46 protein-coding genes are annotated in these 24,440 nt (G+C 40.1%); 15 read left to right on the forward strand and 31 right to left on the reverse strand.

Annotated elements, in window-relative coordinates; translation table 11 throughout:
* Positions 1 to 4 precede the first annotated feature (4 nt).
* From DB520_RS23820 to DB520_RS23855, 8 genes are read right to left on the reverse strand one after another with little or no spacing between them, the layout of a single operon-like run.
* Entirely contained in the window at positions 5 to 409 is a 405-nt protein-coding gene (locus tag DB520_RS23820) for a hypothetical protein (RefSeq protein WP_114752293.1), read from the reverse strand.
* Positions 406 to 849 (reverse strand): hypothetical protein, encoded by a 444-nt coding sequence (locus DB520_RS23825; RefSeq protein ID WP_114752294.1) that lies wholly within the window; start codon positions 847 to 849, stop codon positions 406 to 408. The genes DB520_RS23820 and DB520_RS23825 overlap by 4 nt, the downstream gene beginning before the upstream one ends.
* Positions 840 to 1,172 (reverse strand): hypothetical protein, encoded by a 333-nt coding sequence (locus DB520_RS23830; protein ID WP_114752295.1) that lies wholly within the window; start codon positions 1,170 to 1,172, stop codon positions 840 to 842. The genes DB520_RS23825 and DB520_RS23830 overlap by 10 nt, the downstream gene beginning before the upstream one ends.
* Positions 1,166 to 1,474, reverse strand: coding sequence for a DUF6706 family protein (locus DB520_RS23835; RefSeq protein ID WP_114752296.1), 309 nt, complete (start codon positions 1,472 to 1,474; stop codon positions 1,166 to 1,168). The genes DB520_RS23830 and DB520_RS23835 overlap by 7 nt, the downstream gene beginning before the upstream one ends.
* Positions 1,471 to 1,656, reverse strand: coding sequence for a hypothetical protein (locus DB520_RS23840; RefSeq protein ID WP_114752297.1), 186 nt, complete (start codon positions 1,654 to 1,656; stop codon positions 1,471 to 1,473). Before DB520_RS23840 ends, DB520_RS23835 begins: the two co-directional genes overlap by 4 nt.
* Positions 1,657 to 1,658: 2 nt before the next feature.
* Positions 1,659 to 2,738 carry a major capsid protein gene (locus DB520_RS23845; protein WP_114752298.1) on the reverse strand — a complete coding sequence of 360 codons (1,080 nt, stop codon included), beginning with the start codon at positions 2,736 to 2,738 and terminating at the stop codon, positions 1,659 to 1,661.
* Positions 2,739 to 2,753: 15 nt separating this feature from the next.
* Entirely contained in the window at positions 2,754 to 3,149 is a 396-nt protein-coding gene (locus tag DB520_RS23850; RefSeq protein ID WP_114752299.1) for a hypothetical protein, read from the reverse strand.
* Positions 3,146 to 3,814: a hypothetical protein gene (locus DB520_RS23855; RefSeq protein ID WP_114752300.1), complete on the reverse strand. Its 669-nt coding sequence runs from the start codon at positions 3,812 to 3,814 to the stop codon at positions 3,146 to 3,148. The genes DB520_RS23850 and DB520_RS23855 overlap by 4 nt, the downstream gene beginning before the upstream one ends.
* Positions 3,815 to 4,021: 207 nt before the next feature.
* Between DB520_RS23855 and DB520_RS23860 the strand changes: the two genes are divergently transcribed.
* The 15 genes from DB520_RS23860 (at position 4,022) to DB520_RS23930 (ending at position 9,623) form a co-directional block, all read left to right on the forward strand.
* Positions 4,022 to 4,219 carry a hypothetical protein gene (locus DB520_RS23860; RefSeq protein WP_114752301.1) on the forward strand — a complete coding sequence of 66 codons (198 nt, stop codon included), beginning with the start codon at positions 4,022 to 4,024 and terminating at the stop codon, positions 4,217 to 4,219.
* On the forward strand, positions 4,216 to 4,401 hold the full coding sequence (locus DB520_RS23865; RefSeq protein WP_114752302.1) for a hypothetical protein: 186 nt from the start codon (positions 4,216 to 4,218) through the stop codon (positions 4,399 to 4,401). Before DB520_RS23860 ends, DB520_RS23865 begins: the two co-directional genes overlap by 4 nt.
* Before the next feature lie 2 nt (positions 4,402 to 4,403).
* Positions 4,404 to 4,706: a hypothetical protein gene (locus DB520_RS23870; RefSeq protein WP_114752303.1), complete on the forward strand. Its 303-nt coding sequence runs from the start codon at positions 4,404 to 4,406 to the stop codon at positions 4,704 to 4,706.
* Complete coding sequence (locus DB520_RS23875; protein WP_114752304.1) at positions 4,699 to 5,049, forward strand: hypothetical protein; 351 nt, start codon at positions 4,699 to 4,701, stop codon at positions 5,047 to 5,049. The genes DB520_RS23870 and DB520_RS23875 overlap by 8 nt, the downstream gene beginning before the upstream one ends.
* A gap of 12 nt (positions 5,050 to 5,061) precedes the next feature.
* Complete coding sequence (locus tag DB520_RS23880; RefSeq protein ID WP_114752305.1) at positions 5,062 to 5,244, forward strand: hypothetical protein; 183 nt, start codon at positions 5,062 to 5,064, stop codon at positions 5,242 to 5,244.
* Between the two features lie 4 nt (positions 5,245 to 5,248).
* Positions 5,249 to 5,671: a hypothetical protein gene (locus DB520_RS23885; RefSeq protein WP_114752306.1), complete on the forward strand. Its 423-nt coding sequence runs from the start codon at positions 5,249 to 5,251 to the stop codon at positions 5,669 to 5,671.
* A 191-nt stretch (positions 5,672 to 5,862) separates the two neighbouring features.
* Positions 5,863 to 6,243 carry a hypothetical protein gene (locus tag DB520_RS23890; protein ID WP_157972225.1) on the forward strand — a complete coding sequence of 127 codons (381 nt, stop codon included), beginning with the start codon at positions 5,863 to 5,865 and terminating at the stop codon, positions 6,241 to 6,243.
* A complete protein-coding gene (locus DB520_RS23895; RefSeq protein WP_114752308.1) occupies positions 6,236 to 6,577 on the forward strand; it encodes a dATP/dGTP pyrophosphohydrolase domain-containing protein in 342 nt (113 codons plus the stop codon). The genes DB520_RS23890 and DB520_RS23895 overlap by 8 nt, the downstream gene beginning before the upstream one ends.
* Positions 6,570 to 7,130: a hypothetical protein gene (locus tag DB520_RS23900; RefSeq protein ID WP_114752309.1), complete on the forward strand. Its 561-nt coding sequence runs from the start codon at positions 6,570 to 6,572 to the stop codon at positions 7,128 to 7,130. Before DB520_RS23895 ends, DB520_RS23900 begins: the two co-directional genes overlap by 8 nt.
* Positions 7,131 to 7,142: 12 nt before the next feature.
* Positions 7,143 to 7,412 (forward strand): hypothetical protein, encoded by a 270-nt coding sequence (locus DB520_RS23905; RefSeq protein ID WP_114752310.1) that lies wholly within the window; start codon positions 7,143 to 7,145, stop codon positions 7,410 to 7,412.
* Positions 7,413 to 7,468: 56 nt separating this feature from the next.
* Positions 7,469 to 7,702, forward strand: coding sequence for a hypothetical protein (locus tag DB520_RS23910; RefSeq protein WP_114752311.1), 234 nt, complete (start codon positions 7,469 to 7,471; stop codon positions 7,700 to 7,702).
* Between the two features lie 145 nt (positions 7,703 to 7,847).
* Positions 7,848 to 8,051 carry a hypothetical protein gene (locus DB520_RS23915; RefSeq protein ID WP_114752312.1) on the forward strand — a complete coding sequence of 68 codons (204 nt, stop codon included), beginning with the start codon at positions 7,848 to 7,850 and terminating at the stop codon, positions 8,049 to 8,051.
* Complete coding sequence (locus DB520_RS23920; RefSeq protein ID WP_114752313.1) at positions 8,048 to 8,290, forward strand: hypothetical protein; 243 nt, start codon at positions 8,048 to 8,050, stop codon at positions 8,288 to 8,290. Before DB520_RS23915 ends, DB520_RS23920 begins: the two co-directional genes overlap by 4 nt.
* Before the next feature lie 138 nt (positions 8,291 to 8,428).
* Entirely contained in the window at positions 8,429 to 8,689 is a 261-nt protein-coding gene (locus DB520_RS23925) for a hypothetical protein (protein ID WP_114752314.1), read from the forward strand.
* A gap of 229 nt (positions 8,690 to 8,918) precedes the next feature.
* Positions 8,919 to 9,623 carry an NUMOD4 motif-containing HNH endonuclease gene (locus DB520_RS23930; protein WP_198675439.1) on the forward strand — a complete coding sequence of 235 codons (705 nt, stop codon included), beginning with the start codon at positions 8,919 to 8,921 and terminating at the stop codon, positions 9,621 to 9,623.
* Here DB520_RS23930 and DB520_RS23935 read toward each other — a convergent pair.
* The 23 genes from DB520_RS23935 to DB520_RS24040 form a co-directional block, all read right to left on the reverse strand.
* Entirely contained in the window at positions 9,604 to 10,638 is a 1,035-nt protein-coding gene (locus tag DB520_RS23935; RefSeq protein ID WP_114752316.1) for a hypothetical protein, read from the reverse strand. The genes DB520_RS23930 and DB520_RS23935 overlap by 20 nt on opposite strands.
* Positions 10,635 to 10,889: a hypothetical protein gene (locus DB520_RS23940; protein ID WP_114752317.1), complete on the reverse strand. Its 255-nt coding sequence runs from the start codon at positions 10,887 to 10,889 to the stop codon at positions 10,635 to 10,637. The genes DB520_RS23935 and DB520_RS23940 overlap by 4 nt, the downstream gene beginning before the upstream one ends.
* Positions 10,886 to 11,215 (reverse strand): hypothetical protein, encoded by a 330-nt coding sequence (locus DB520_RS23945; RefSeq protein WP_114752318.1) that lies wholly within the window; start codon positions 11,213 to 11,215, stop codon positions 10,886 to 10,888. Before DB520_RS23945 ends, DB520_RS23940 begins: the two co-directional genes overlap by 4 nt.
* Positions 11,216 to 11,217: 2 nt before the next feature.
* On the reverse strand, positions 11,218 to 12,615 hold the full coding sequence (locus DB520_RS23950; RefSeq protein ID WP_114752319.1) for a phage portal protein: 1,398 nt from the start codon (positions 12,613 to 12,615) through the stop codon (positions 11,218 to 11,220).
* Complete coding sequence (locus DB520_RS23955) at positions 12,612 to 14,159, reverse strand: hypothetical protein (RefSeq protein ID WP_114752320.1); 1,548 nt, start codon at positions 14,157 to 14,159, stop codon at positions 12,612 to 12,614. Before DB520_RS23955 ends, DB520_RS23950 begins: the two co-directional genes overlap by 4 nt.
* The gene (locus DB520_RS23960) at positions 14,152 to 14,700 is read right to left on the reverse strand and encodes a hypothetical protein (protein ID WP_114752321.1); all 549 of its coding nucleotides are present in this window, start codon (positions 14,698 to 14,700) and stop codon (positions 14,152 to 14,154) included. Before DB520_RS23960 ends, DB520_RS23955 begins: the two co-directional genes overlap by 8 nt.
* A 29-nt stretch (positions 14,701 to 14,729) precedes the next feature.
* On the reverse strand, positions 14,730 to 15,200 hold the full coding sequence (locus DB520_RS23965; protein ID WP_157972226.1) for a ParB N-terminal domain-containing protein: 471 nt from the start codon (positions 15,198 to 15,200) through the stop codon (positions 14,730 to 14,732).
* A 74-nt stretch (positions 15,201 to 15,274) separates the two neighbouring features.
* The gene (locus DB520_RS23970) at positions 15,275 to 15,670 is read right to left on the reverse strand and encodes a hypothetical protein (RefSeq protein ID WP_114752323.1); all 396 of its coding nucleotides are present in this window, start codon (positions 15,668 to 15,670) and stop codon (positions 15,275 to 15,277) included.
* A gap of 238 nt (positions 15,671 to 15,908) precedes the next feature.
* Positions 15,909 to 16,301 carry a hypothetical protein gene (locus DB520_RS23975; protein ID WP_114752324.1) on the reverse strand — a complete coding sequence of 131 codons (393 nt, stop codon included), beginning with the start codon at positions 16,299 to 16,301 and terminating at the stop codon, positions 15,909 to 15,911.
* A complete protein-coding gene (locus tag DB520_RS23980) occupies positions 16,298 to 17,539 on the reverse strand; it encodes a hypothetical protein (protein ID WP_157972228.1) in 1,242 nt (413 codons plus the stop codon). Before DB520_RS23980 ends, DB520_RS23975 begins: the two co-directional genes overlap by 4 nt.
* Positions 17,520 to 17,894 (reverse strand): hypothetical protein, encoded by a 375-nt coding sequence (locus DB520_RS23985; protein WP_157972229.1) that lies wholly within the window; start codon positions 17,892 to 17,894, stop codon positions 17,520 to 17,522. Before DB520_RS23985 ends, DB520_RS23980 begins: the two co-directional genes overlap by 20 nt.
* 122 nt (positions 17,895 to 18,016) lie before the next feature.
* Positions 18,017 to 18,670, reverse strand: coding sequence for a DNA methyltransferase (locus tag DB520_RS23990; protein WP_114752327.1), 654 nt, complete (start codon positions 18,668 to 18,670; stop codon positions 18,017 to 18,019).
* Position 18,671: 1 nt separating this feature from the next.
* Positions 18,672 to 19,484: a DNA-methyltransferase gene (locus DB520_RS23995; protein ID WP_114752328.1), complete on the reverse strand. Its 813-nt coding sequence runs from the start codon at positions 19,482 to 19,484 to the stop codon at positions 18,672 to 18,674.
* 61 nt (positions 19,485 to 19,545) lie between these two features.
* Positions 19,546 to 19,755: a hypothetical protein gene (locus tag DB520_RS24000; protein WP_114752329.1), complete on the reverse strand. Its 210-nt coding sequence runs from the start codon at positions 19,753 to 19,755 to the stop codon at positions 19,546 to 19,548.
* A gap of 3 nt (positions 19,756 to 19,758) precedes the next feature.
* A complete protein-coding gene (locus tag DB520_RS24005) occupies positions 19,759 to 20,184 on the reverse strand; it encodes a hypothetical protein (protein ID WP_114752330.1) in 426 nt (141 codons plus the stop codon).
* Positions 20,185 to 20,186: 2 nt separating this feature from the next.
* Positions 20,187 to 21,686: a replicative DNA helicase gene (dnaB, locus tag DB520_RS24010; RefSeq protein WP_114752331.1), complete on the reverse strand. Its 1,500-nt coding sequence runs from the start codon at positions 21,684 to 21,686 to the stop codon at positions 20,187 to 20,189.
* Complete coding sequence (locus DB520_RS24015; RefSeq protein ID WP_114752332.1) at positions 21,683 to 22,504, reverse strand: hypothetical protein; 822 nt, start codon at positions 22,502 to 22,504, stop codon at positions 21,683 to 21,685. Before DB520_RS24015 ends, dnaB begins: the two co-directional genes overlap by 4 nt.
* Before the next feature lie 38 nt (positions 22,505 to 22,542).
* Positions 22,543 to 22,689, reverse strand: a complete 147-nt coding sequence (locus DB520_RS26860) for a hypothetical protein (RefSeq protein WP_157972230.1) — start codon at positions 22,687 to 22,689, stop codon at positions 22,543 to 22,545.
* Positions 22,690 to 22,805: 116 nt separating this feature from the next.
* Entirely contained in the window at positions 22,806 to 23,033 is a 228-nt protein-coding gene (locus tag DB520_RS24020) for a hypothetical protein (RefSeq protein ID WP_114752333.1), read from the reverse strand.
* Between the two features lie 4 nt (positions 23,034 to 23,037).
* On the reverse strand, positions 23,038 to 23,358 hold the full coding sequence (locus DB520_RS24025) for a hypothetical protein (protein WP_114752334.1): 321 nt from the start codon (positions 23,356 to 23,358) through the stop codon (positions 23,038 to 23,040).
* Positions 23,355 to 23,699, reverse strand: coding sequence for a hypothetical protein (locus DB520_RS24030; RefSeq protein WP_114752335.1), 345 nt, complete (start codon positions 23,697 to 23,699; stop codon positions 23,355 to 23,357). The genes DB520_RS24025 and DB520_RS24030 overlap by 4 nt, the downstream gene beginning before the upstream one ends.
* Before the next feature lie 2 nt (positions 23,700 to 23,701).
* Entirely contained in the window at positions 23,702 to 24,142 is a 441-nt protein-coding gene (locus tag DB520_RS24035; protein ID WP_114752336.1) for a DUF4494 domain-containing protein, read from the reverse strand.
* A 12-nt stretch (positions 24,143 to 24,154) separates the two neighbouring features.
* Positions 24,155 to 24,412 (reverse strand): hypothetical protein, encoded by a 258-nt coding sequence (locus tag DB520_RS24040; RefSeq protein ID WP_114752337.1) that lies wholly within the window; start codon positions 24,410 to 24,412, stop codon positions 24,155 to 24,157.
* Positions 24,413 to 24,440: the final 28 nt, after the last annotated feature.

Consider the following 24,440-nt stretch of genomic DNA (forward strand, 5'->3'; position numbering starts at 1 on the left):
TTCTTTATACGTTAATTGCGAAATATTCTACTCTTATGTTCTGGAATGAGCTTTTCTCCTCTGTCAGGAGGTTGATTTGCTCGATGTCCATGTTGTAATCAAGGCCCCAATAATCCTTAAGGAGTGGAACAATGATTTTACTTAGTGCCTTAAGCCTAGCATGGTTCGCCTGGGTTGTGTCGGTCCCGGATGGCCCGGCTAAAACAAGGTTTGGAACGTGGATATTGACCACTAGCATCCCTCTTTGTAGCTGGTCATTGTTAAGAGCAAGATCACTAATTACAATGTCCTCTTTGTCACTATTGAATGGCCTGTTGTTCTTGGTAAGCCGCCCGGTGATTACACCCGTAACCTCAGGAACATTAAGCCTTTGATAGACCTCATCGATTGCATCCAGGTTCAGTTTCATAGCTTCTTGATCCTTTCCATGGCCTGTTTTAGGCTTGATTCAGCTTCAAAAGAACTTCCTGTAAGCACGTCATATCCGTAGCCTTCAACATATACCGCATAGCTCATTCCAGCTACGACAATAAGGATGTACCCTACATTTTCACCTGCCAATGACCCGGCATATTCCCTTGCTTTTGCAACCCCTTCGTTTCCATCGGTTCCTTTAGTTGTTTTCTGGAAATTCTGCTTGATCACAACCCCATCCTTAATAATCAGATAGCCGATTGAGCTTCTCAGGTTTCCGGTTCTGTCGGTGAAGTCGGCCTTGGTCCTTGCGCTTTTCACAAATTCAAGACCGATCATATCCAACTCATTCAGGATGAAAGACTGAACCCTTTCCATTCTTGCGGATAGTTGATCCGTAATGTCTTTCTTGCTGAATTGTGGCGTTATACCCATACCCTCGAGTGTAATTGGTTTTTATCTGATCGCTTACAAGTGCCTTGGAAAACAATCACCCCACCGTCCCGCCTAAGCGTCACCTGATCCCCCACTTTTGGGAGCTTGGATTTTTTAGGCAGGAAAACAGCGTAGGAAAATTCAACCCTCGATCCATCCTCTTCATTTACCATATATTCGGCCCTGATATTAGGTTGATAGCGGCAATTTTGGATAACCTGGTCCCCTGGTTGGGGGACTATCCAATTACCATTTTCATCCTGTGCAGGCTCTCCTGTTGGGGATAATTGAAATCGGATGGTATGTGGGTATCTTCTTACCATAGATAGCTTTTGTTTCTCACCTTTGGCTGTGAATTGAACTCGTCAAAACCATGTTTACCAGATAGGTAGGAAAGCCGTTTTTGAAGTAGGTCCTTGTCGTAAGTGATAGTCAAATCACCCTCTTTCAATGATGAGTAGATCAAACTTTGAAGGACCTTGCAGGCGACATAAGCCACCTCTTTTTCAAGGTCATTCGAGTAGGTGTCTACCCCGTTCAAATCAGAATTGATGATCTCAAGATCAACAAGATCCTCGTTTACTTCTATAGCGCATTGCGCCAAAACGGCTCCCCTAACTGTCATGCTTTTTTGATTGCTCCTTTTTCTACCATCTTGTCAAACTTGGATTTCTCCAACCCTGAAACCTCCTGTCCTTTCAAATAAGTGGTATCTGTCTCTTTTACCCGAAATGGGATTTCGACAATCCACTTTACCTTTTTCGTTTCCTTGCTGTCCTTATCGGAGCTTTTCGTTTCTTTAGTCATGATTAGGATTCGATTACAGTAGTGTCAAGGTGGTAGATTTCATCCACATTGTTGATGATAGGAACTACCCTCGCCTGAGAAGAAGTGAACTCCTTCAATGGGCTGGTTTTCCTGTACTTGGATGCCAAGATGAAATCATCTACCGTCTGATAGGTCACGCTGGAAACAGGGTAATCCATCTCGGCTAAACGTGCCCAAACAAGATTTCCTATGTTCTCAGATTGCATAAAAACAACCTGACCGGCTGCCCATGGAGTGATTACCGATCTTACACCGTTCTTTTCCACCTTCACGCTTCTTTCCACTAATTGAATAGTGAAACCATAGTTGCCTAAAAGCATGGAATTGACTTTTTCCAAGTCAGGGGCGGGCACATTATCGCCCACAAAACCAACATTGAAAGCATACTTTTCTTTGACCTGCGTGGTCTTAGCGAAGTTGTCAAAGGTGGGCCGGTCCATAAGGACTACACCAACGGTATTTCCATCTTCCTGAGCCTTTTTCCTGATCTTCTCGATGTCATCCAAAGGAGTAGATGCAACGTTTGTCCACAATGTGTCCACGTTGAACTTGTTCTCATTCTGGAAACCATAATCGATCCTGATACCGGTGCCTACGTTGTCGGCATCTTCAGCAAGGGCAACGCCCGTGGAAAGGCCTCTAAGGAATGTCAATTCGTTACGCTCCCAAACACCTTGAATAACTCTAGGAGTATCTTCAAAAACCCGCCTCATAATCTCAGCATTAGGCACGTTCATGGCCATCATGGTAGAGATGTTGGTGAGCTGGGTTTCATTCAAGGTAAGCTCCATACCCATCTTGGGGATGTCACCGGAAAACTTGGAAATTGACGGTCTGCTTTTCAAAGGCAGACTTGCATCCATAGCGACAACATCGGCAGCCACATTGTGATTGTTTGATGTTACGCTCTCCCATTTTCCGCTTACAGAAAAAAGCTTTGAAAGCATTCTCCTGTGCCAATAGACCTGTGGTCTTTGCGTGTCGTTCAGGTTTTGCACCACCCTGACGGTGATACCGGGGAAATATTTATTTACCCATTCTTGAAATAATGATTCTTCCATTTCTTACCTCCCTATTTAATCAGCCCTGAACAAAACGAGTGGAACATCGGCCTTGAATGCGGCCAATATAGATGCCATGCCGAACGGTGCCGCTACCGGGTTCACCGTGCCTCTAACCATTATACTTGCAAAAGGTCTTGCCTTTCGAATGGTTGCTACCAAAACGCCTACATAGGAATGTCCCTCTGGTAATGCCGCATAGGCATCTCCGCCACCGTTCAAGGGCATGGGCTTATATACACCATCTCCATCGGTGATGATGACGTGCCCCGCCTTGATGATATCCGGTGCGAACCCGGTGACATCCAGCGTCCTTCCTCCCCTGAACTGCTCCAAGTTTTCGACAATGACAATGCTGTCATCACCGTCCATGAAGGATTCAGATTCGTTAACTAGATTTGCTACTGTCATTTGTTGTTCATAATTGAATCAGTAATATCTTCGACCTCCTCCTTGGAAGCCTCTTTCTTTCCGTTGGCACCTGCTTTTTTTGGTGCCCCAAAACCCCTTAATCCGTCATTTGAAAAATCCTGCTTGATTTGTTCAACTTCCTCGGAAGTCTCTGTCACGTAAGAATTGAAGGAATCCTCATCCTCGAAATTCATCCTTTCAAAGTCCTTCAAAATCTTTGATGTGATTTTTTCGGGAGCCCCTTCCAATTTCTTTTTCAGGATGTTCTTTCTGTTCTCCTTAAGATTTCCGGTTTCCATCGATTGGAGCTTTTCAGATAAGGCCTTATTGGTTTCCATCATCTGTTGCGCCCATGCTGGAATCTCATCGGTTTTCTTCTTTTCCCCGGGTGGATCTTCTTGCTTGCTACCTTTACCCTCGTTGCCGCCATCCTCTGCTTTCTTTTCTTTCTCCGCTTTGGCTTTTGCAACGGCATCGGTAACCCGCTTGTCAATATCCCCTTGGAATGCCTTAAGAAGTTTTTCGACCCCTTCTACTGAGGTTTCGATTTGATCCTCTTCGCTTACGGTTGCGGACAAGTAATCAGCCACCCCCTTAAATGCTTTTTCGCTGAAACCCATGTTGGTGTACTTGTTTTTCAGCTTTTCTAGGATTTTTTCAAACATGCTTATTTAGTTGTTTTGTGAAAACTTACCCCAAAAAACAAACAATTAGTAGACTATGCTATATTTTTCAAGTAATCAGATAGGGATATAAAGCCAAAACACCCTGTTTAAGGTAGTTTACGAAAATATTTACTAAACTTTTACAGTATTATTTTGGTGGTTTGGGTTTTTATTACTTGATTTGTTAAGTATTAAAAAATCACAATTATGGAACAAGAACTTAATCACGTCACCTGTGAATGGGTGAAAAAACAAATGGAAGAAAAACGGGTGCGCCCGGTGGATGTCGCAAAGCATTACAGTGTCCATCATCAGACTGTTTACCAGTATATTTCATCCAGTCCGATCCCGATAGGAAAGAAATGGAAGAAAAGGTTTGTCGAATATTTTAACCAGCTATCATGAAAGCACTAATAGGAGTAGGTGTCGCATTCGGGATTTTATTATTCCCTTTTTTCGCTGCTGTGTTCGTTGCCGGGTTTGCGGTTGGGTATGCAAATGGATTGGTTATAAAGCCAAAAATAAAGGGGAAAGTCTCCCTTAAGAGCGCAAAGGAATTAGGTAAGTCTGTACTTCATTTCAACTAACCATGGGACAGATAATAGCTATATCCGTGATATTGTTCACCGTTTTTTCCATCGGCTTATTGTTTAGGCACCTTTCTAATTGCAAGGAATACGGTGAGGTATGGATTGATCTTAGAATGCTGAGCACGTTGGATCAAAAGCTAAGGAAGGTGATTAATGATATCGATGATATCGATGATGAAAAAGTAAAAATTGTAAACATCGTGATTTACGGAGACAGTAGAACATCCAAAGATGTAAGCAATATCGAAAGCAAGGATCTTGTGGGTGCCAAAATGGTAAAGGTTGAGTTTTGTTATGAGTGAAGGAACTAAAATACAATGGTCGGATCAAAAATTGATCGATGAGGGATACAAAGAGGGTAAAAAATCATTTGATTTTCTTATAAAAGAAATACATGATAATTTCAACTGGGAAAACGTTCATACAGCCATGCATGCCACTAATTGGGTTTGGGTAATTGGTTATGATGAATTTGGAAAAGAAAACAAAGGAATCCCAGATATTCCCACAATCAAAAATAACGCTTACGCCCTTTTAAAACGTGCTTATGATAGAGAAACCCAAGTAAGCACAGGCGGTTTTTCGGCTGGATGGGATAACGGAGAATTATATTTAACATTCACTTTAGAGCAATTTTCGGTATAAAACCATGAAACCATGATAGAAACATTTGATTACGATTTGATTGATAAAAATGGGATAAACTCATTAGAATTACCTATTAGGTTAGATGTAGGTTCCTTCTTCGAGTGTTATTGGGGGAGGTATGTGGTAATAGAAACCCCAAAGGAATATGGGGAACATTATCAAAACATTGTTTGTGAAAGAATAGAAAAATAAAACCATGAGCGATAAAATCACAATACACGAATTAAAGAATTATTTGGGAACAGGGTTGAAGTGTAAACATCCATGGGAAAATGTGTTTTGGAGATTAGATATAGGAAGTTCAAACGATGAAGTTTCTATTAAAACAGCATTATGGATGCAAGCAAAACCTTTATGCTACCGCCTTTCCGACCTAGATAGGTTTATCCCAGAATTGGGGTTTGTTCCGATTGATGAAATAAGTGAAAAAATGAACATCAATAGAGGTTGGTGGAGATGGAAGGATGTTATTTCTGATAATTCAAAGGTATCTTGGTTAGATTTTAGGATAGTTGATCAGCTATTTCGTTGGCACTTCTGGCCTTTCGATCAATCATTCTTCACAAAAGGGTTGCTGATTGATAAGATGACTTATGGAAAGGAGGGTGGAGATGAATAAGGGAGAATATAATGGTAAATGTAACATTACTAGATGCGAAACTCAAAAACCTGCAACATGGTATAATCATTCAACACGTGCTTATTATTGCCCTACTTGCGCTGCTAGATTGAATAATGATCCATTTAACAAAAGGGATGCTGAGAGAATGTTTGGACATGATTTGTGTACCAAAGGAAAGGAGGCATCAAATGAAAGATGAAACAAACCAAAAAAACAAGGCAAAGTTCTTTGTGCTTTATTGGGGGCAGGAAGTATTATCAGCACCTCTAAATACAGGTCATTTAAGGGAAACTTATGCCGTACAAGCGACCGAAATGTATGATATACAAAGCTGTTACTTAGAACTCAAACCCCTATCCCAAATAAGCGATGAGGATGCTATTGCATTAGGTTATCCAGATGCGGGTGATATTATAGCTTCTTATGATATAGAGGATGATTTACCTCATTCATTAGCGGATGGTTTACGGGGATTAGGGTATGCTGTTCCCTACATGGGTCTATCAGTAGATGAAATGGTTCAGGCTGGATGGATTAAGTTAGTAGGAAAGGAGGCCGAAAATGGCTAAGGAACTTCAGGAACTAATGGATCGTAATAGAAAATTCGCACAGCGGGTTTTTCCATTGCATTGTGATGATCCAAAAGCACCATTACACCACCTAATCAAGGAGGTGAAAGAAACTATTGACGAGTTGGAAGCTGATAACTTGGATATGGAAAAAGTTCTTTTTGAGTATGCGGATTGCTTGATTTTATTGGTTGGAAGTGCGGTAAGAATTGGCATCACCGCAGAGGAATTGATCAAGTATTCTATGGAAAAAATGACCATCAACGAAAAGAGAGATTGGGGAAAACCTGATAAAAACGGTGTGTATTCTCATAAAAAAAACCAAAATGGCTAAGGTACGCACGCTTGCAAGGCAGTTCATGAAAGGACACCCCAGGGCAGGGGAACCAACTTACTTCGTGGAGAAGGTTTTGAATGCTTTGGGGATTGATTCTAATACAGAAATGCGTCCTGAATTATTTGACTACTTCGCAAGGCTCAACAAAGATAAAAGAGGTAAACTGGATAATCAGGTTTTCATTGAATGGTTTAACAGTCTCTCATTTGGCATCACCGATAAAAAACTCCACACAATACGAAAAGGCCACCACTTCAAAACAGGGGATAAAATCCAGCTTGCGGTATGGTCGGGTAAGCCATATTGTTCCCCTCAGATAAGGATTTGTCCTGAATTGGAGGTTGTGAAAACTTATGATTTTGAGGTGATTAATAATCAATTTATTATTGATGGTTGGTTTTTTTATGATCCATACAAATCAGTATTTCATAACCATTTTGAAGAGTTGACAAAAAATGACGGCCTATCAACCGATGATTTCCTTTCGTGGTTCAAATTCCCCTCAGACTTCAAAGGTCAGGTGATTTGTTGGGTTGATCCTGGGTATTAACGTATCGGGCATATGAAGCGTACCGAATTAAAAACTAAAATTAAAACAATGAAAATAAGACAAACATTACAGAAAATTCACAATCATAGCAAATTGGCAAGGTATGCTTTATATACCTTGTTGTATGCTGTTTTTACTCCATTTTGGCTAACTGGCATACTGTTATTTTGGATTACAAGACCATTGGTAGCATTAAGCCATTTGTTAATGGGAAATTTCCATACAGCAAAAGAAAAAATAACGGAATTAAATCCGCTATTGAACTTACGAGATGTCTTTTAAATGGCATACAACTAGAAGCTTGGCGCAATTAAGAAAATTAACCAAAATATTGAGTGATGAAAAAAGAAACAATAGAAGAATACCAAAAGCTAAATAAATTTCAAAAAGACCTAGTTGATGCCTTAGAAAACTTAGGTTTTGAACATAAATATTTCTTCACATGGGAGCTTTTGGGATGGGGATCAATTCGGGTTGATAAATTTAATAGATGGTCAGATGTGCTTAAATATGTCCACGAACAAGGAAAAGACCAAAAGAGATTTGAGCTGTGCCGAGTGTTGGGGCTTTAATTTCTATTAATAAAATTAACCAAAAGGATAAAGATATGTTTGGTGCAATAGCAATAGGGATAGCTTATTTGATAGCTAAAAAATTAGACAAAGCAGGTGAATATAAAACACCTAAAGGAAAGTATAAAAACCGATACAAGTAGCCATGAAACACACTTGGATAAACACAGGGGCTAAAATAGCAGACCGAATAGAACTAACTTGTAAGGAGGTGATACAAGGCGGTGACGTGAAATACATTGTTAGTGAATGGGATAAAGACTCCGAAAAGATGAAGCGGATTAACAAAGTGGCTAACAATTACAATCTTCGTCCTGAACTACTGGTTAAAATCTTAAAAGGGAGATGAAAAAAGAGACAATATACCTAGACCTCACAGAAATGAAGGTGTCAAGGCCACAGCTCAGAAGACTTGAAAAGAACCTACAGACTTCATCCGAGTTTGTAAAAAAGAAAGGAAAGGTTTTCTTCTTTTCGGTGGATCCGTTTACCAAGGCTGTGTTTTTTCAGGCCGTTGGGCAGGCTTTGGAGAATCTGGGTAATGCTTATGTGAGGGAATTGAAGTATGAATGGGAGTTGGGGAGATAAAAAAAACCGAAGGAAAGTGATGGTTCCCTTCGGTTATGGTTGATATACTGTCATGTAGTAAACCAGATTTGACAACTAGTCATGTAAATATAGGTATTTTTTGTTTGATGTGTAGGAAATAATTAATTAAATTTAGTCATGATACTTAAAAATTTAAACATTTTAGAGCTCAAAGCAATAAAGGAATTACTTAGTAAAAAGATAAAAGTAGTTCAGGAAGTAATTAAGGAGATTGAATCTGGAGGGGGTGGTTCTGTTTATGCTGTTTTTGATTATGAGATTGAATATGACCACATGGAGGCTGATTTGGTAGAATATAAAAAACAACTTGAAAATCTATCCAATAAATCAAAGATTGTTTGGGATGAAATAAACTCGAGGCTGGAAAATATTCAATAATACTACCCTAGTCCAAATACCCCCTCAACCCAGGATTATCATTCATAAAAGTAGGCAAGGACTTCCATCTATTGAGCATTTCGCTATTTCCCTTGATCCAATTTAACGTGGATTGAGGGATTTTTTTATATTGATTTATCTGTTAAAATGTTTGTGATTAAATAAAGTACTTTCCTATTATTGCTTAACTAAAATGGTTATTTTTATACTATCACTTAACTTAGATAGTATGAAAAAATGTAGCCATTGCAAAGAAATTAAACCATTTGATGATTTTCATAGGTCTAGTTTGAACAAATCTGGATATTATTCTCAATGTAAGAATTGCAGACACCTTAAAAGGAAAGCCTTAAAAACTGGCAAATCAAATAGAGACATATCTAATCTACCTAATGAATACTGGAAGGATTTAAAGGGTTTTGAAGGGATTTATCAAATCAGTAATTTAGGCAGGGTTAAAAGCCTTGAAAGAAAGGTTTCTGATCCTTATCCTGTAACTGGTTATCGGATAATAAAGCCATCTATTTTAAAGGTTACTTTTTCAAGCGGTTATCCAAGCGTTAGGTTGACTAAAAATAAGAAGTCAAAAAACTATTCAATACATGTGCTTTTGTTTGCTCATTTTAGCAACAAGCCATTAAAGGATGGTTTTGTAGTTGACCATATTAATAATAACAGGAATGATTATAGGCTTGAAAACCTTCAATTGATCCCACAAAGATACAATAGTGTAAAAGACAAAGGTAGGGGTAATCTACTTGGTAGTTTTTACATTAAACCAAAATCTAAGGATGGTGAACCTAGATGGGATGCTCGAATTAGGCTTAACAATGAAAGAATTCATTTAGGTAGGTTTGATAATCCTTATGATGCTCATAAAAGGTATCTCAAGGAATACAAAAAGATTCACGGTTCTATTCCAGAAGTGTTTTAAACCTCGGGTTATCCTTTAAAAATGGGGGTAGATGTTTCCAACCATTTACCCTTTCTTTGTTTTCTTCCAGCCAGTTAAAAAAACCATCAGGTGGGTTTTCTATCTTGTCTTTAAATTTGAAGTCTTTTTCGGTTCCGTCTAATACGGCATCCTGATAAGCTCTGAACTCTTCTTTTGATGGAAGTACGGGAACAGCATAGCAGATACATTGAATGTGCCACATAGTGAATTTAAACCATGGAGGATAAATACCTGCAACTATGTCGCAAACATCGAAAACTATATGCTGGTCCGATAACCTCACCTCAACCCCCAACACAAAAGGAATGGAACTAAACTTCTCATGGTCAGCTGTCCGATAGGCAGTATTAACCTCAGTCCTACTTACCCTCATGGCATTCTTATAGCTGGAGCGATAAACCCCTTGCCCTGGCTTGAATTGCCTTGCTGCCCTGGATAATACCAGGTTACCCTTTGCATTCCTTACCCGCCTGAATAAAGCATCAGGATTGCGCAAAAAACGTCTTATGGACCTGCTTATGGTCTGGGAGCTTTGGCCCTCGGATATCCCCGAAAAAAGTGACCATTCTATTTCCCTTTGGAGTTGGTTTGATAAGTTCCAAACCCTATCCGATAGTTTTAAACCGTCAATAGTCCGGTTCAGGAAAGCATTTAAAGGCCTTTCATATGTCGCATTAATCAGGTCTTTTACATTCTGGCTAATGGTTCGTCCATCATAGGAACGGTAAACCAAATCGGTGAAGTTCTTTTGGCTTGCCTGGAAAGAAACTTGAATCCCGTTTACAATGGCCGCCTCAACTTCAATCCTGAAACCCTTTAAAGCCTCCTGGATCTTTCTTTTGAGTACAGGGTTGTCATCTAATCTGAAGGTATCACCAACCATCTTTAAGCCGCTGGCACCGGAAATGACCTGAATTACCCTGTCGTAGGCTTCATCTATCTGTCGCTGTACCCTGCGTATGTTTCGCCTGTTTTCTTCTTCCTCGGGTGTCATTTGTTGTTATTTTGGTGCCTTTCCCAAGCCTTAAACCCCTTATCCCAATACTTCATAAACACCATAGCAAAGGTGGGTCTGCTGGATTGGAATTGGTAAATAGGTTGGTATGGGTTTTCTGCTTTTATTCCTTCATGCTGACATGCTTTTACCCCCTTCATAAAAGCGCCCCTGAAAGCCGGGTTTTTAATCGTTTCGGCTTCTTTGTTGATGTTTTGGGAGTTGGGCCATATTTCGGGGGAGGTGGTCATTTAGGGTAAACCCTGTGAACATTTTCAATAAACCAATCAATAGCCTCCTTAGCCAAATCAGATTTATCATTTGGATCAATAGGTAATTCTAATCCCTCTTTTTTTAGCCATGGGTCAAAGATGTGATTTGGAATTACAGCTATCCTTTTATCTGAGGTAACCACAAAATAAAGCGTCTTGAATGCTAATTCTTCATTGTATTCTTTGTTTTTACGCCTCATGACCTCCCTGTCAATATCATCTGAAATGCAGAAGTATTCGAGGTTATCGGAACCCAGTTTATCAAGGTTCAATTTTTCGACAATCCTAAATTTATATGTAGCCATAATTACACCTCCATCCCTCCAAGTTCTTCTTCATTAATCTGCCTGATCTCTTCCTCTGAATCATCAACATACCCCAATGTTTCAATTGCTGTTTTCCTGGACATAAACGATTTACCCCCTAATGCTGTGGAAATATTGGACATCAAAGTAGATTGATCATCAATCATGTACGGGGTGATTTCGGGGTCTATTTCCATGTTGTTAGCCTCTTCCTTGTATTTCCCGTTCATGGTGCCAATGTAGGCCAAAATCAAGCTATACCTCCTCTGCAAATGCTCCACAAAGATTTCTTTCTTATCCTCTACTTTAAGATGGGCATCCATGAACATCAATTTCAAGGCTATACCTGTGATGTTTCCGATTCCTTTGACTGATTCAAAAGAGATGTCAGGCGTTTGGGTGAGGCTGTAAATGAACCTTACCAGCGTTTCAATTTCCAGTTTGACAGCATCTGGGGCCTGATCCCATGAAAGGTATTGGGCTTTTGCGTTTTCATCAGCTTCAAGGATCTTTCCAGATTCTCCTTTTTGAGCAAATCCGGTAATTTCGCCGTTCACAAAAATGGTAGGGGAGGCGTGGTAATCGATCGTGTCAGCATAGTTGGAGAACAGCTTTTCCATCCTGTCAATCAATCCCTGTACGTCATGCCATTCTGGGTTATCCTGCCTTGAATAGACCACCGGGATTTTACCGATTGGATTGTCAACCCTGTTAACCTCAACCCACCCCTCTTTTTCTTTCTTCCAGACTACCTTTTCATCTGCTGTATAGGTTTCAAAATAGACTTCCTTTTCGTCTCCCTTTTTGATTTCGTATTCCCGAGAGAATGCTACCAAATCATCGGTATCATCGAAAATAGGGTAAAGCAGGTCACCGCTCAACGGACTCCAAATTGTTGATTTAATTTTCAGGTCAGAAGGGAACCCGTATTTTGTGTGAGTTTCTTTTGCGTCAAATGTATACCACATTTCCGCAACCTCAGTGGCTTTGAATAGTTCCCGGGCTAATCGCTTGTTGAATGATTGTTCCTTGATCGATCTGAGTATCTTTTTCAGGCTGTCAAAAACTATTTCCCCGGTGTCACTCAATTGGGAATCAATAGGGAAAGGTTTGACCGGGTTCCCGAATAGAAAGCTGGCAGCCCGTTTAACAATCAGTTTTTGTATGGCCAGGGCTATTCTTGCAACCGGTTCGACTGCGGTTTGCCCATCCTCTTTTTTTACCTGCTTATCCGGTCTCTTTACCTTGCTGGTAATGTCATGCAAATAGGGGTCATATTCCTTTTTGATCCTGTCAATTTCAGGATGATCACCGTCCCTTAATTTCAGGGTTTCAATGATCTTTTTGATCTCCTGGATATCTTCACCTGTCAGGTCTAATATTAATTCGTTTACTTTCATCGGAAAAACTGTGTTAAGTTCTGCTTCTTTCTGTGATAATGAGGGGCAAACGTATTGGCCAGTGAATCGAACTTATCCGGTGACCTTCCAAGCCTCTTTATGATTTCATCTTTCTTTTCGATTATGATGGATCCGTTTGATTGGAACATCCATTTTATTTCGCTCGCTTCTTCTGTTAGGTCTACATCTTCAGGCAGCATTGCCCCGGTTTCATTCTTCGGGTCCAACCAATCCCGAACTCCCCAAAAACAAAAAGCTCTCATGTTGGCAAACTTGTACTCACCTGTAATATCTGATAAGGGATTTCCAAACTTATCCTCTGCTTTGTTTCCAAATTTGACCGAATAGATTTGATCTGTTAACCCCTGTTCATCCAGTCTGGAATATACCCCAGCACCCTCTCCAATAGTGTCAATGAAGGCTATGGATCCTGGGTTTTGCTCCAATCTTGTTTTGGTCATTCCGGCTACCTTCATGTGTTCTGCCTTACCTCCGGAGTTCATAGCATAGAAATCCGTTACCCTGGCATCAAATCGGTTACAGAATACCGATTTATCACGACCCATTCCCGCCACATCTACGCCTATCCTAGCAGGTTCTTTGGTTTTGTAGTTCTTATTATCCCTCCATCGTTTTTGGGCCAATTCAATCCACTGGTGAGGGATTAGGGTATCTTCTCCAACCTTAGGGAATGTTCCCAATACTTTTTTCCTAAAAAGGTCATTTGGTCTGTATAATTGGCCTTCCCATTCAAAATCATCATGTTCAATATTGAATTCATCTTCCCTGATTGGCTCTGCCCATGAATTGACCTTATCCAATACCCATTCATAATCCACCTGTCCGGGGATAACTATTTTCTTTTCAACTACATTAGTGGCGTTGAGTGAGCTTAGGGAGAACCTGGACCAACGTTCTTTTTTTTGGGACCTGGCAGCGTATCCGGTCAATATATTGGGATTGAACACTATCAATAACCTTGAATTACCCTGTAGGTTACCCTCGATGGCTTCAAATGTTCCCTCTGGTATTCCCGTTGCCTCTGTTACCACAAACATCGTATTGACAGCGTGAAAGCCTGACCATGCCTCATGCGTGTTATCGTCAGCTTTAAATCCCGTTAAGAACCATTCTTCCCAATCGGTCCTAATATCATTTCCAGAAAATCGCCCAGGTAATTCTATACCTCTTTGTCTGGCTTTCCTTATCAGTTTACGTATTTCAGGCACCATAATGTTAATTACCTGCCTTCCTGTGGGAGCGGTGTTGGCTACTTTGGTATTTGCTATCAAATTACCTTCTTTGTCCCATCTAGGGGTAAGGTAAAAAAAACATACAGAAGCCACAGCCGCAATGAAGTCTTTCCCCCTGGATGTTCCGCTTGCAACGGTGGTACGTGGGTTGTTTTGAACAGATCTTAATATTTCGGCTTGTTCATCATCAAGAATGGCCCCAAGTGCTTCACGTGCAAAAAGGCACCAATCCTTACGCCATTCTTTGATGGTGGATTTTGCTTTTTGCTCTATGACGGCTGTATTACTCATCTTCTGTTTCCTCTGCGCTCGTTTCTCTCAGGAAGTCGAAGAACCCCTTTCCTTGCGAGGTAACATCAATCCTTTCAGGGGCATCTATTCCAAGGATCCTGCAACGCCTTTCAATGCATTTTTCAACCCCTGACAGGTAGGCGGGATTACCAAAGTTTACCATGTTGATAGTCTGTATTTCCTGTTGGGTGGGTTTGATAGGATTACCGTCTTTATCGGTTCCTACCTGGCCCATTAGCTTTTTTGACTTCTTTTCGTAGTCCTCTATGGATTTATCCCAAGCCATCCAATAAGTCCTTTCAAGCTTATTGATCTTTTCAAGTTCTATCAGCTTTTGTTTGTTGATATCATCGATCCGGTCTTTCTCCCATTCTTTCAGGAGCTTGTTTAGATCATTGTGAATTGTTCGATAGGAAACGTATTTTTCAATTCCTACATGTTTAGAAAGCATCAAAGCAATAGCCCTGACAGAATAGCCCTTCAAGTAGTGTTCAGCTACGAAGTTCTTATCTCTTTCCAGTTCTGGTTTTGATCGTGCCATTATGTGAAATTTCTAATATGTTCAATAATTTATCTTAGTATTATCCCCTCATATTTGGATATGGTTTCCTCTATTTCATTCCTAATTTCTTCATAAGAATCAATCTGATCAAAGATGATTTCCAGTTTGATTTCGTTCTTTTGGGTAGGTGTTGATTGCCCTGTGTCCTCTTCATCCCAACCCACCGGAAGATCCATACCCCAATGTTCAAGTTCCTCTATATCCCATTCGTTTGCAATCATATCAAAATTATGCTCTCCAAAAGAAATATTATCTTTCTGAATTATCGCCCTAATAGTCTTAGCAGGTGTTTTAGCATCAAGAACCTTACAAGGAATTTCCTTATACTTTAGGTGCTTACAAGCCTGCAACCTCATATTACCCCCGATAGCTACAAATAGCCCTTTCAAGGGATAAACCAAAACTTCTCTCATTTCAAGCATCTCAGGATCATCAACAATGCTTTGCACAAGCTTTTCAAACTTATGATCCTTGATCAATCTGGGGTTGGCCGGGACATCAGGTATTTGTCCGGTGTTTGGAACCACTTTCGATATGTCAATCCATTGGGTTTTCATTCTCTTATTACTTCTTTTGTGAGTTGGTTTACAATACTCCTGAAATCTGAATAAATCGAATAGAAATCCTTTGCCCTCCTTACTTTCTTAAGAAGCTGTTTCCTGTTGATTGAAGGGATATTTTCTATGATCTCAGTTCCCAATCCCGTTTTCATCCTTTGGTCATGTGCCAGTGAAATCGGGTCATAGATGTTCATTATCACAGCAATGCAAATGAGCATCTTGTTATATTTTGGAATCCTCCTTGGGAGTATTGATTTCGAAATACCATTAATCTTGGAATAGTCGTTAAGTAGCGGCCTGTTCCTCCTGATTTCTTGTAATATCTGTCCCTTGACGTTAGGGTAGTAGATATCTAGAATCCTGCATATTTCGAAGTTTGTGGCTCCCATTTTGACAAATTAAGCATTTTACATTACTATTCAAGTAGTTAAACCGAAAAAAGAGTGGTTAGGTTAGCCATATTATTAATCCCGAACCCGAAGCAAACCCACGGGTCAAGCCTGAAAATCCACCATGATACTAAGGTGACTAATAAGCCTCCGATAAAATGTAGGGCGATAAATGCATAGGGGTGTATCCCGTTAAGCTTTTTGAATATTTTTGATAGTGTTTTCATGGTATGTTTGTTTAATCCATCTCTATTTTTTTCGCTTCAACAAAGAAGCTGTCAAGTTCCTCTTCTGTCATGCCTACTATTTCGGCCATACCTTTGATTGTGTTGCTTTGCCTTCTCCATGTGTCTATTTCCACCCATGCTATTAGCATCATTGGGTTATCAGATTGCGATATAGCCTGTTCTACCTGTTCCAGTTTTCCTAATATTTTGAGCATCACCTTCCCCTGAAACTTGGTGATTTCTTGGGGGATTCCGTTGATTTCCTTGGGCCAATTGATTTCAACCTCGTAATCATCGGTTTCGCTACGGTATCGGGCACTAATTACATAATCCTCTAATCCTTCTGGAATATCAGCTCGAAAGGGGTCTTGTCTCGATCCTGTGCCTGTTTTTTGTGCTATCATACCACTCTTGTTATTGAGAAATTAGAAATCATATTCTGAGACCTCGTACCGATTATTCCAGCGAACGCAACATCTGAGCTATTTACAAACACGCTATTATCATTTTCAACGTCAACTACTGAATTGTTTGAAGGGTAATCCGATGATCCTACAAACAAAATAGACCTTCCACCTGGTGATATTTCCCCTCTTCTGTAATATTTAATAAATCCGTTTACACCAATTTGAGCTGCCCCCCTTGCTGTATTTGAAATACCAGATTCATTATAATTTTTCTCTAATAACAAAGTTTCAATCCCAGAAATAACCCTATATAAAGAAAATCCGTAACTAGTAGTTGCGGTATCAAATAATATATAATAATAATTATCAATATCTTTTCCAATTATAAATCCACAACTAATCTGTTGTGAAGTGTTAAACCCCCTCGTCTGACAAAAACCACGAACAGACAAAGACCCAAATCCCGTATTAATTATTGATGCGTTTAATGAATCTGTAGATGGGCTCGCTCTATTCGAGGTGATTATCATCCCGTCACCTAAAAATGTCTGCCATGTTTGCCCTGAATCAGATACCCCAATAGGTCCGTTTCCTCTTGAAAATGAATCCCAAGCAAACAAATTATCCAAATCAACCATCCCCGCCAACGGGCTTTTCAAAAGAGGCACCTTACTCTTCAAAAACTCCGTTTCATTCACCCTAACCGCAACCCCCTGAGCATTCACCCTGAATAAATCACCCTCTTGGGCATCTGTGAAATTAATCTTCTCGGTTATCTCGTTTTTTGAAGTCTCTGCATCACTTGCACTTTGAGCAGCATCTTCCGCATGTCCCCTACTCGACTTAGTGCCTTCCCCTCCTGGCTCGTTGCCTTCTGCCCAGGACTGGGAGAGGGTGGTAAAACCTTGAGCATCATTCTTTGCTTGTTCTACTTCCCCTGCCGTCTGGTCGATCTGCTGTTTAGTGACATCAATTTCGCCTTTAGTTACGTCTACCTGACTCTTTATTGTTTCCGTGTCATTTTTTGCTTGTAGGGCAATTCCAGATGCTGTATTGACCTCCTGTTTTTTTAGGGTAACATCCTCTTGTGCGCTAATAACAATATCCTTATCGGTGGCTACCTGTTGAGTATAAGCGGCAACATGATTATACCATCCCTCCATCTGGGTCATGGCAAAATCCTTGGTTATGACGTTGTAAACTATCCTATTTCCGCTAACTGTTATCTGTGGCATGGTTGGTGTTCGTTTTGAAGATGTTCAGTTTACCGGGAAAAAAAGTATGGGGCTTTCCGTCTTTCACCGCTTTAATGTCCCAAAATTTAGAACTCATTGAGATTAGGGGCTCATGGTCAATTTCCCAAACAAGGACGGTCGGGCTTTCAACGCTTCGGGTTAGTCCGGTATCAAGGTCGTAGGATTTAACTGCCTCCGATTGCATGTCCAAATTTTCCTTAAGGTCAATTTTGATCGTGTCAAAAGTATTCCAGTCCATTTCAGGAATTTCAATCTCCACCTTTTCATCCCGGCCCTGATAAACGTTGATATGGACCATGTTTTTTTTGACCTCAATTAGCTCTTTGTTATACATATCGATTGCCTTAAACCCAAAAAAGGGCAGGGTCAAAGCCCATACCCTTTTCAGTCAAACCCAAAATAACCTATTATAGACAAGCAAGTTAAGTATTTTGCTTGAATAGTCAAGTGTTTTGGTCAAAATAATTGGAGTTGGTTTATATGGTTCTCAAATCTTTTCACCGAAGCATCAAAGTATTCCTTGTCCAGTTCAATTCCTGTAAAATCAAACCCTAGATTGTAGGCTGCTATTCTACTGGAGCCTGATCCGAGGTGTGTATCGAGTATTTTATCCCCTTCCTTGGCGTAGTTCATCAATATCCATTCGTAGAGTTTTACTGGTTTTTGGGTGGGATGTAGGCGCTCTTCCTTGTTCTTCATATCCCCTTGAATAAATCCTGACCATGTGAATTTGAATTTTCTAACTGGTGATTTAAATGATGTCCAAGCTAATTCTCCATCAGCGAAATCAGATCCTCCATTGTTTTTATCCCAAAACAGAAAACAAGGGGTTGGAAATAGATTGAAATAGTTTCCTCCCCATATTATTTGATTTTTAGACACTCTAAATAATTCATTAAAATAAAAATCGTCTGGAATTAGACAATCCCATTCTCCTCTTTTATACTTTTTTGCTTTTCTGTAAAGCCCCCCCCCTTCTCCTAAGCTTTGTTTGGTGATATTTATCCCATAAGGAGGATCAACCACCGCCAACTCAAAATACCCATCCATCACCCCAGCCATATAATCCATGCAATCCCCTTGAATTACCCTAGTTCTATCTTCTTTCATATCAAAATAATGGTATTTGAATCCTGCTTAAAACTTTTTCATTTGCATCTTTGAAATAACCTTTCTTTATCTCAAAACCATATCCTTTACGGCCTGTTTGCGCTGCAGCCAATAGGGTAACCGCGCTTCCAGCCACGGGATCAATAACAACCTCCCCGGGATCGGTAAATAATCTTATCAACCTTTCTAATAATTTAACTGGCTTTTGTGTTGGATGAACTTTTACTGTTACCCCATCCCTCTCCCAATCAAAACAATTGAAAATCATTTTTCCATGGTTATTAAATTTTGGAAGCTTGTCACGATAAAGTATTACACCATATTCACAATTTCCTACAACTCGCATATTTGCCTTTAGTACCTGAGCGGAGAAATTTTTCCTAAATACCAAGTTGATGTAATTTTTGAACCCGTATTTTTTAGCCTTTTCAATCAATTCAAACTGCTGCTCAAATTCACAAAATACAATCATGCATGGTGCCCTACCTTTATCTTTCGGTTCCTTAACAAGCATATTTGAACAAAAATGAAGAAATTCAGTAATTCGAAAATCTTTATCGGTATCAAAAAATTCGGTTCCTGCTTTTGATGATTCCCCATTCTTGTTATCACCTCCCTCATACCATGCAGGATTTGAAGCATAGGCATAATTACCAAGATTGTAGGGTATATCAGCTATGACCAATTGAGCCTTAGGAATACCATAAACCTTATAGTTTTGAAAATGATCATTGAATAATTTAGGTTTATGAAACTTTTTCTGATCCCGTCCTTTGATAAAGGAAGTTTGGGATGATTCTACAATTTGGGCCATTCGTTTTATTTTGGTTTTGAGTTCTAAAGTTAAGTATAATACTTAATTAATCAAGTAATTGCTATAAAAAAACATAACTTTCCCCGTTGATGCATTTGTTATAATCCCCGTTGAAAATACTCCATTCCTCCCCCGTTTCATCTACTACCCTGATCATTGAATTATATTCCTTTATGACCTTCAAAGGCTTGTTCCAGATATGTTTGTCAAAATATTTATTCGTGCATGGCAGGTTCTCTGCCCTGAATCCTATTTTTACTTTTACTGTCATAGTTTATTCGTTGTTTATCATTTCCCCAACCAACTCCAAAAATTCATCCTTGAGCAAATCCGAAGGAACAACCCTAACCAACCTCCATCCCAAAGCAGCTGCCCGGTTATACTTTTCAATATCCTTTACAAATCCCGATCCCCTAGTATGCCTCCCTTGGGTCCATACTCCCCCCTCAACTTCAATGGCTATTTTGTAATGAGGTAGCGCAAAATCAAACCTCCATCTTCGATTAGGGTCAAACCTGAATTCAGGAACAATTTTCACCCCATACCTGAATATTACCATTTTGAGGAACATACTTGACTTATCAAGCCCCTTTTTTACCGCTTTTTTTTGCGCCTGTGGCCTTTTCGGTATGCGTGTGGTGTTCTTGTGCCACACCTTGGACTTTCTCAATTGAGAGAGGGTTATTTTAGCTTTTTTCATAATCAGAATAAATTTGGGTCCCTTGGCTCGGTGTCGAAGTCAGACAATCCCGCCCTTATGTTTGTGTTTCGTGAATAATCATGATCTATCTGAGCGGCCTTTTCAATTTTTTCAATTCTTTCCTCTACATCCTCATCCTTGAAATCCGTATATCTAGCAAAGAACTTGGTGAATACACTTCCTAATGCGCCGTTCCTATGTTTCGAAATCATTATTTCCCCCATATTTTGGGTGGAATTCCCGTTGCTATCCTCCATGATCCCGTAATATTCGGCCCGGTACAGAAACATGATGATATCAGCGTCTTGCTCAATAGCCCCTGATTCTCGGAGGTCAGAAAGGTTTGGCCGCTTGTCACCTCCCCGGGTTTCTACCGCCCTTGATAGCTGGGCAAGGGCTATAACTGGAATTTTCAACTCCTTCGCTATCTTTTTCAACCCCCTTGCAATTGCTGAAATCTCCTGCTCCCTGTTACCGGATCCTTTTGCGCTCATGAGTTGTAAGTAGTCCACCACAATCATTTTTATGCCGTGCTGTGTTTTCATTCGGTAGGCCTTCGACCTCAAAGCTGTGATTGAGAGTTCGGCGGTATCATCGATATGCATGTTATAGCCAAAAATCCTATCACATTCACTTGATAGCTTGTTAAATTCCCCCTCGGAAACCTCCCCGGCCTGTAGTTCCGAACTGCTTTTCATGTGGGTTTCCTGTGCTAATATGCGTTTGAAAAGTTGGCTCTTTGACATCTCAAGACTGAAAAAAGACACCGGGAAACCCTGTTTTGCGGCATTGCACACCCAATTGATCGCAAGTGATGTTTTCCCCATTGCGGGACGTGCGGCCAGGATGATTAAGTCAGGTTGCTGCCATCCCTTGACTATCTCATCCAACTTTTTGAACCCTGTAGGGATTCCAATCAACTTTCCCTTGTTTGACATAGCCGTGGCAATTTCCTCCATCGCCTCCCGGCCAATCTCCCTCAATGTCTGGGTGTTTCCGTTGTCAATCCCGGAGATGATCCCTATTACATCATTTTGCTGCTTCTCGATGATCTCAAAACAATCCGATTGATCATCATAGGCCATTTGGATGATTTCATGAGCGGTCTTGATAGCCTCCCTCTTGATGTGGGTTTCTTGGATGATCCTTGTATGAAATTCGATGTTATCAGCACTTGAAACTTTACTTGTTAGTTCGGTGATGTACACAGCTCCCCCACATTCTTCAAGTTTCCCTTTTTTCCGGAGGTGGTCAGAAACCGTTAGGATGTCAACGGGGTCACCGTTGCTGTACAGTTCCATTATCGATTCAGTGATTAACCGGTGCCGGTCCAGGTACATGATACTTGGCCTAATTGAAGCACCGACCAAAACCAAGGCCTCCCTCTCAAGCATTAGAGCTCCCAGCACCACTTTTTCAAACTCGATCGCTTGAGGTGGTATCTTTCCCCCTGTGTTCTGCTGAACAGGTAGTGTCGGTTTCTTTTGGATTGCGTAGGTCATTTTGAAAGTACGTAGTCTGGTAATGCATAGGATAGCCGCTGTGGGGCTTGTTCCTGTGCTTTTTCTTTTTGGATGAGTTTGGTCCAGTCCTGTTCGGTCCACTTGCCATCCTCATAGCTTTTAGATGGATCACCCAAATAGTTTTCTAGGCTGTGGGGAAATCCGTTTTTATCCTTGTAGGTTTTGTATGCGGTAAATTGGGTGCTGAGGTGGTCTAGTTTTTTGTTCAGGTGGCAATGCCTGACAAAGTTTCCAATCTTCCGGTAGGTGTTCGGGTTTGTAAGTTCGCTCACATTGAAAAATTCAGCTATGATCTTTGTGGCTTTGATGACCCGCTCAGTGTCCTGTGGCTGGTCTAGGTTTATTGGGGATTCTAGGTTTTGGTTTTCTTGATTTTCAGGAATAGGTAACTCTTTTTCTTTATCCTTATCTTTTTCTTTATCCTTATCTTTATAGCTAGAGCTTTGCTTTAGCATTGCTTTAGCATTGCTAGACTTTGATAAACCGCCTTTACGGCCTGCTATTTGGCGTTTTTTACGTTTTTCACTCAATAAATCGAACTGATCATTAAGAAAAACAATGTCTACGTTTTCAGATTCATCTACCTTTAATATACCAAGGCTAATCAATTGCTCTAGCAAACTTGTAGCATTGCTAAAGCGTTTCTTAAGCATTGCTAAATCTACCGTACAATCCTTTATCCAGTAAAAACCACAAATATCAATGAACAATCCTTTCAATTCATAGGATTCAATTCCAATATCTCCATTTTGCCATTCCTGAACTGTGAACCTGAAATAAGGGAGTTCTTTAGCCATAGTTTACACATGTTTAAAATTTTAGACATAAAAAAACATCATGCCCTGACAAGGGTATAGGTGCCAATCTTTCTAGATTCATACCTTCCGGCCTTAATACCCATATAGACCGCCTGAACCGTTATGCCTCTTTGATCGGCAAACTCCCTGACTGACATCCATCCGTTTTTTACTAGTGTTTCCATTTTAAAATTTTAAATTCCCTTGCAAAGTAAAGTAAAACCCTTAACAAGTCAAGTAAAAGGTAGAAAAAAAAGCACGGGCCATTGAGAACCCGTGCTAAAAAAATCAACTACACTTCTTAGGAATTCCATTTGTTGAGCATTTCCCTTAAATTCTCCACGGTAGTTTTGTACCTATAGAAAATTTCCCTCTTTGCATCTAATTTAGCGTAAACCCATTCTTTTTCCTTGTTGAAGGAGTGATTTTGGAGAAACATAGCCCTATGTTGAAGCTGCGTTATCTCCTTATCAAAATCATAGAGGTCAGATTCAGCCTTCTGTAGTATTTCTTCTAATTTTTCTTCCATGCTTTCAAAATTCAGTAGTTGCAATCATATCAGTTTCCGTGTTCTGTTCAGCATATTCCTTGAATGACATTACGATTTTGTAACCACCACAATAATCATCTTCATTCCATTCTATACCATCATCCTCATCTGGTTCTGGTTCGTTTGGATCAATTAAGTAGTTAGAATCCCATTGCTTTTTAGGCACAGACCTAATTTCGCACCCATCCAAATCTCTAACACCAATATGGTCCATATAAAATGTCCTTGCCTCTTTGATGTTGGGAGCAAATACCCATTCGGTTGTGTTGGATAATTTAGGCCATTTGAATTCGTAGATTTTCATGGTTTTATTTTTTTTGCCCTTCTATATTTTTCTTTTGCATCATAACGCAAATGGCATAATTGACACAATGCGGCAAGCCTATCCAATTTGACTTCATGATTGGTTTCATCATGATCTAAATGGGCTATTGTTAAAATTACTTTTACAGGAAATGATCTCCAATGAGTTGGAGCATCAAATTTGTTTCTATGCCAAATAGTGCCATTTTTTGTTTTTTCTCTGTAAACAATTGAATAGTTTTTAACCCCGCAAAACTCACAACAATTACCAGCCCTTTCCAATACCCTTGGCCTGATCTCTGTTTTCCAGTTGTCAGGATATTTACTGTAATCAATTGGCATGATCAATCCCCCTCCCCACTCTCATAAGGGAAAACCTCCAAAATAGGGCTTTCCTCGATCTTTGGCACCTGGAATGATACCAACATATTACTCAAGCTCTCATGTACCCTGTCATAGGCTTCTTTGACGTTGTGAGCGGTCAATAGCATGTATTGGGTAATTTTCTTTTCTTTTCCGGATCCTTCATCAGCAATGAAATAGGTGACCTTGCACTTAAACCATACATCAATGTCATCATAAAAGAAAACATCCGATATGTTGGCCGGAACCAATCTTTTCACCTGGAAGTCTCCTCGGATTTGGGAGCCCAATAAATCATAGATCCTGGCTTCAGCTTCTGAGTGACTGACTGCATCAATCAGGTACTTTTCAGATACCTTTTTCAATAGGCCCTGATCATTTTCTTTGGCGTAAGTAATTGTTGCTTCAAAATACGTTCTCATTTGATTTGTTATTTAGGTTGAAATTTCATTTAGTAATTGCAATACCCTTTCTTTTGACTTTTGAAACTGGCTGTCATCAGTGGGTAATATTTCCCTGATTTCAGATTCAATCTGCTTGATCCATCCTTTCTTATCGGATTGGAGAAAGAAACCTGAAACCCGCTTTATTTTGGCTATTGACTTGGCCTTTCGATCCTCACATAACCCGTATGCCTGATATGCTTTTTCTCGCTGCCTGGCAAAGGAAATAAGTATCTGAGCGGGCTTCATGCTTGATTAGTTAAGTAGTTGGGGTAAA

Source organism: Pleomorphovibrio marinus, assembly GCF_003347495.1.
Taxonomy (GTDB): domain Bacteria; phylum Bacteroidota; class Bacteroidia; order Cytophagales; family Cyclobacteriaceae; genus Pleomorphovibrio; species Pleomorphovibrio marinus.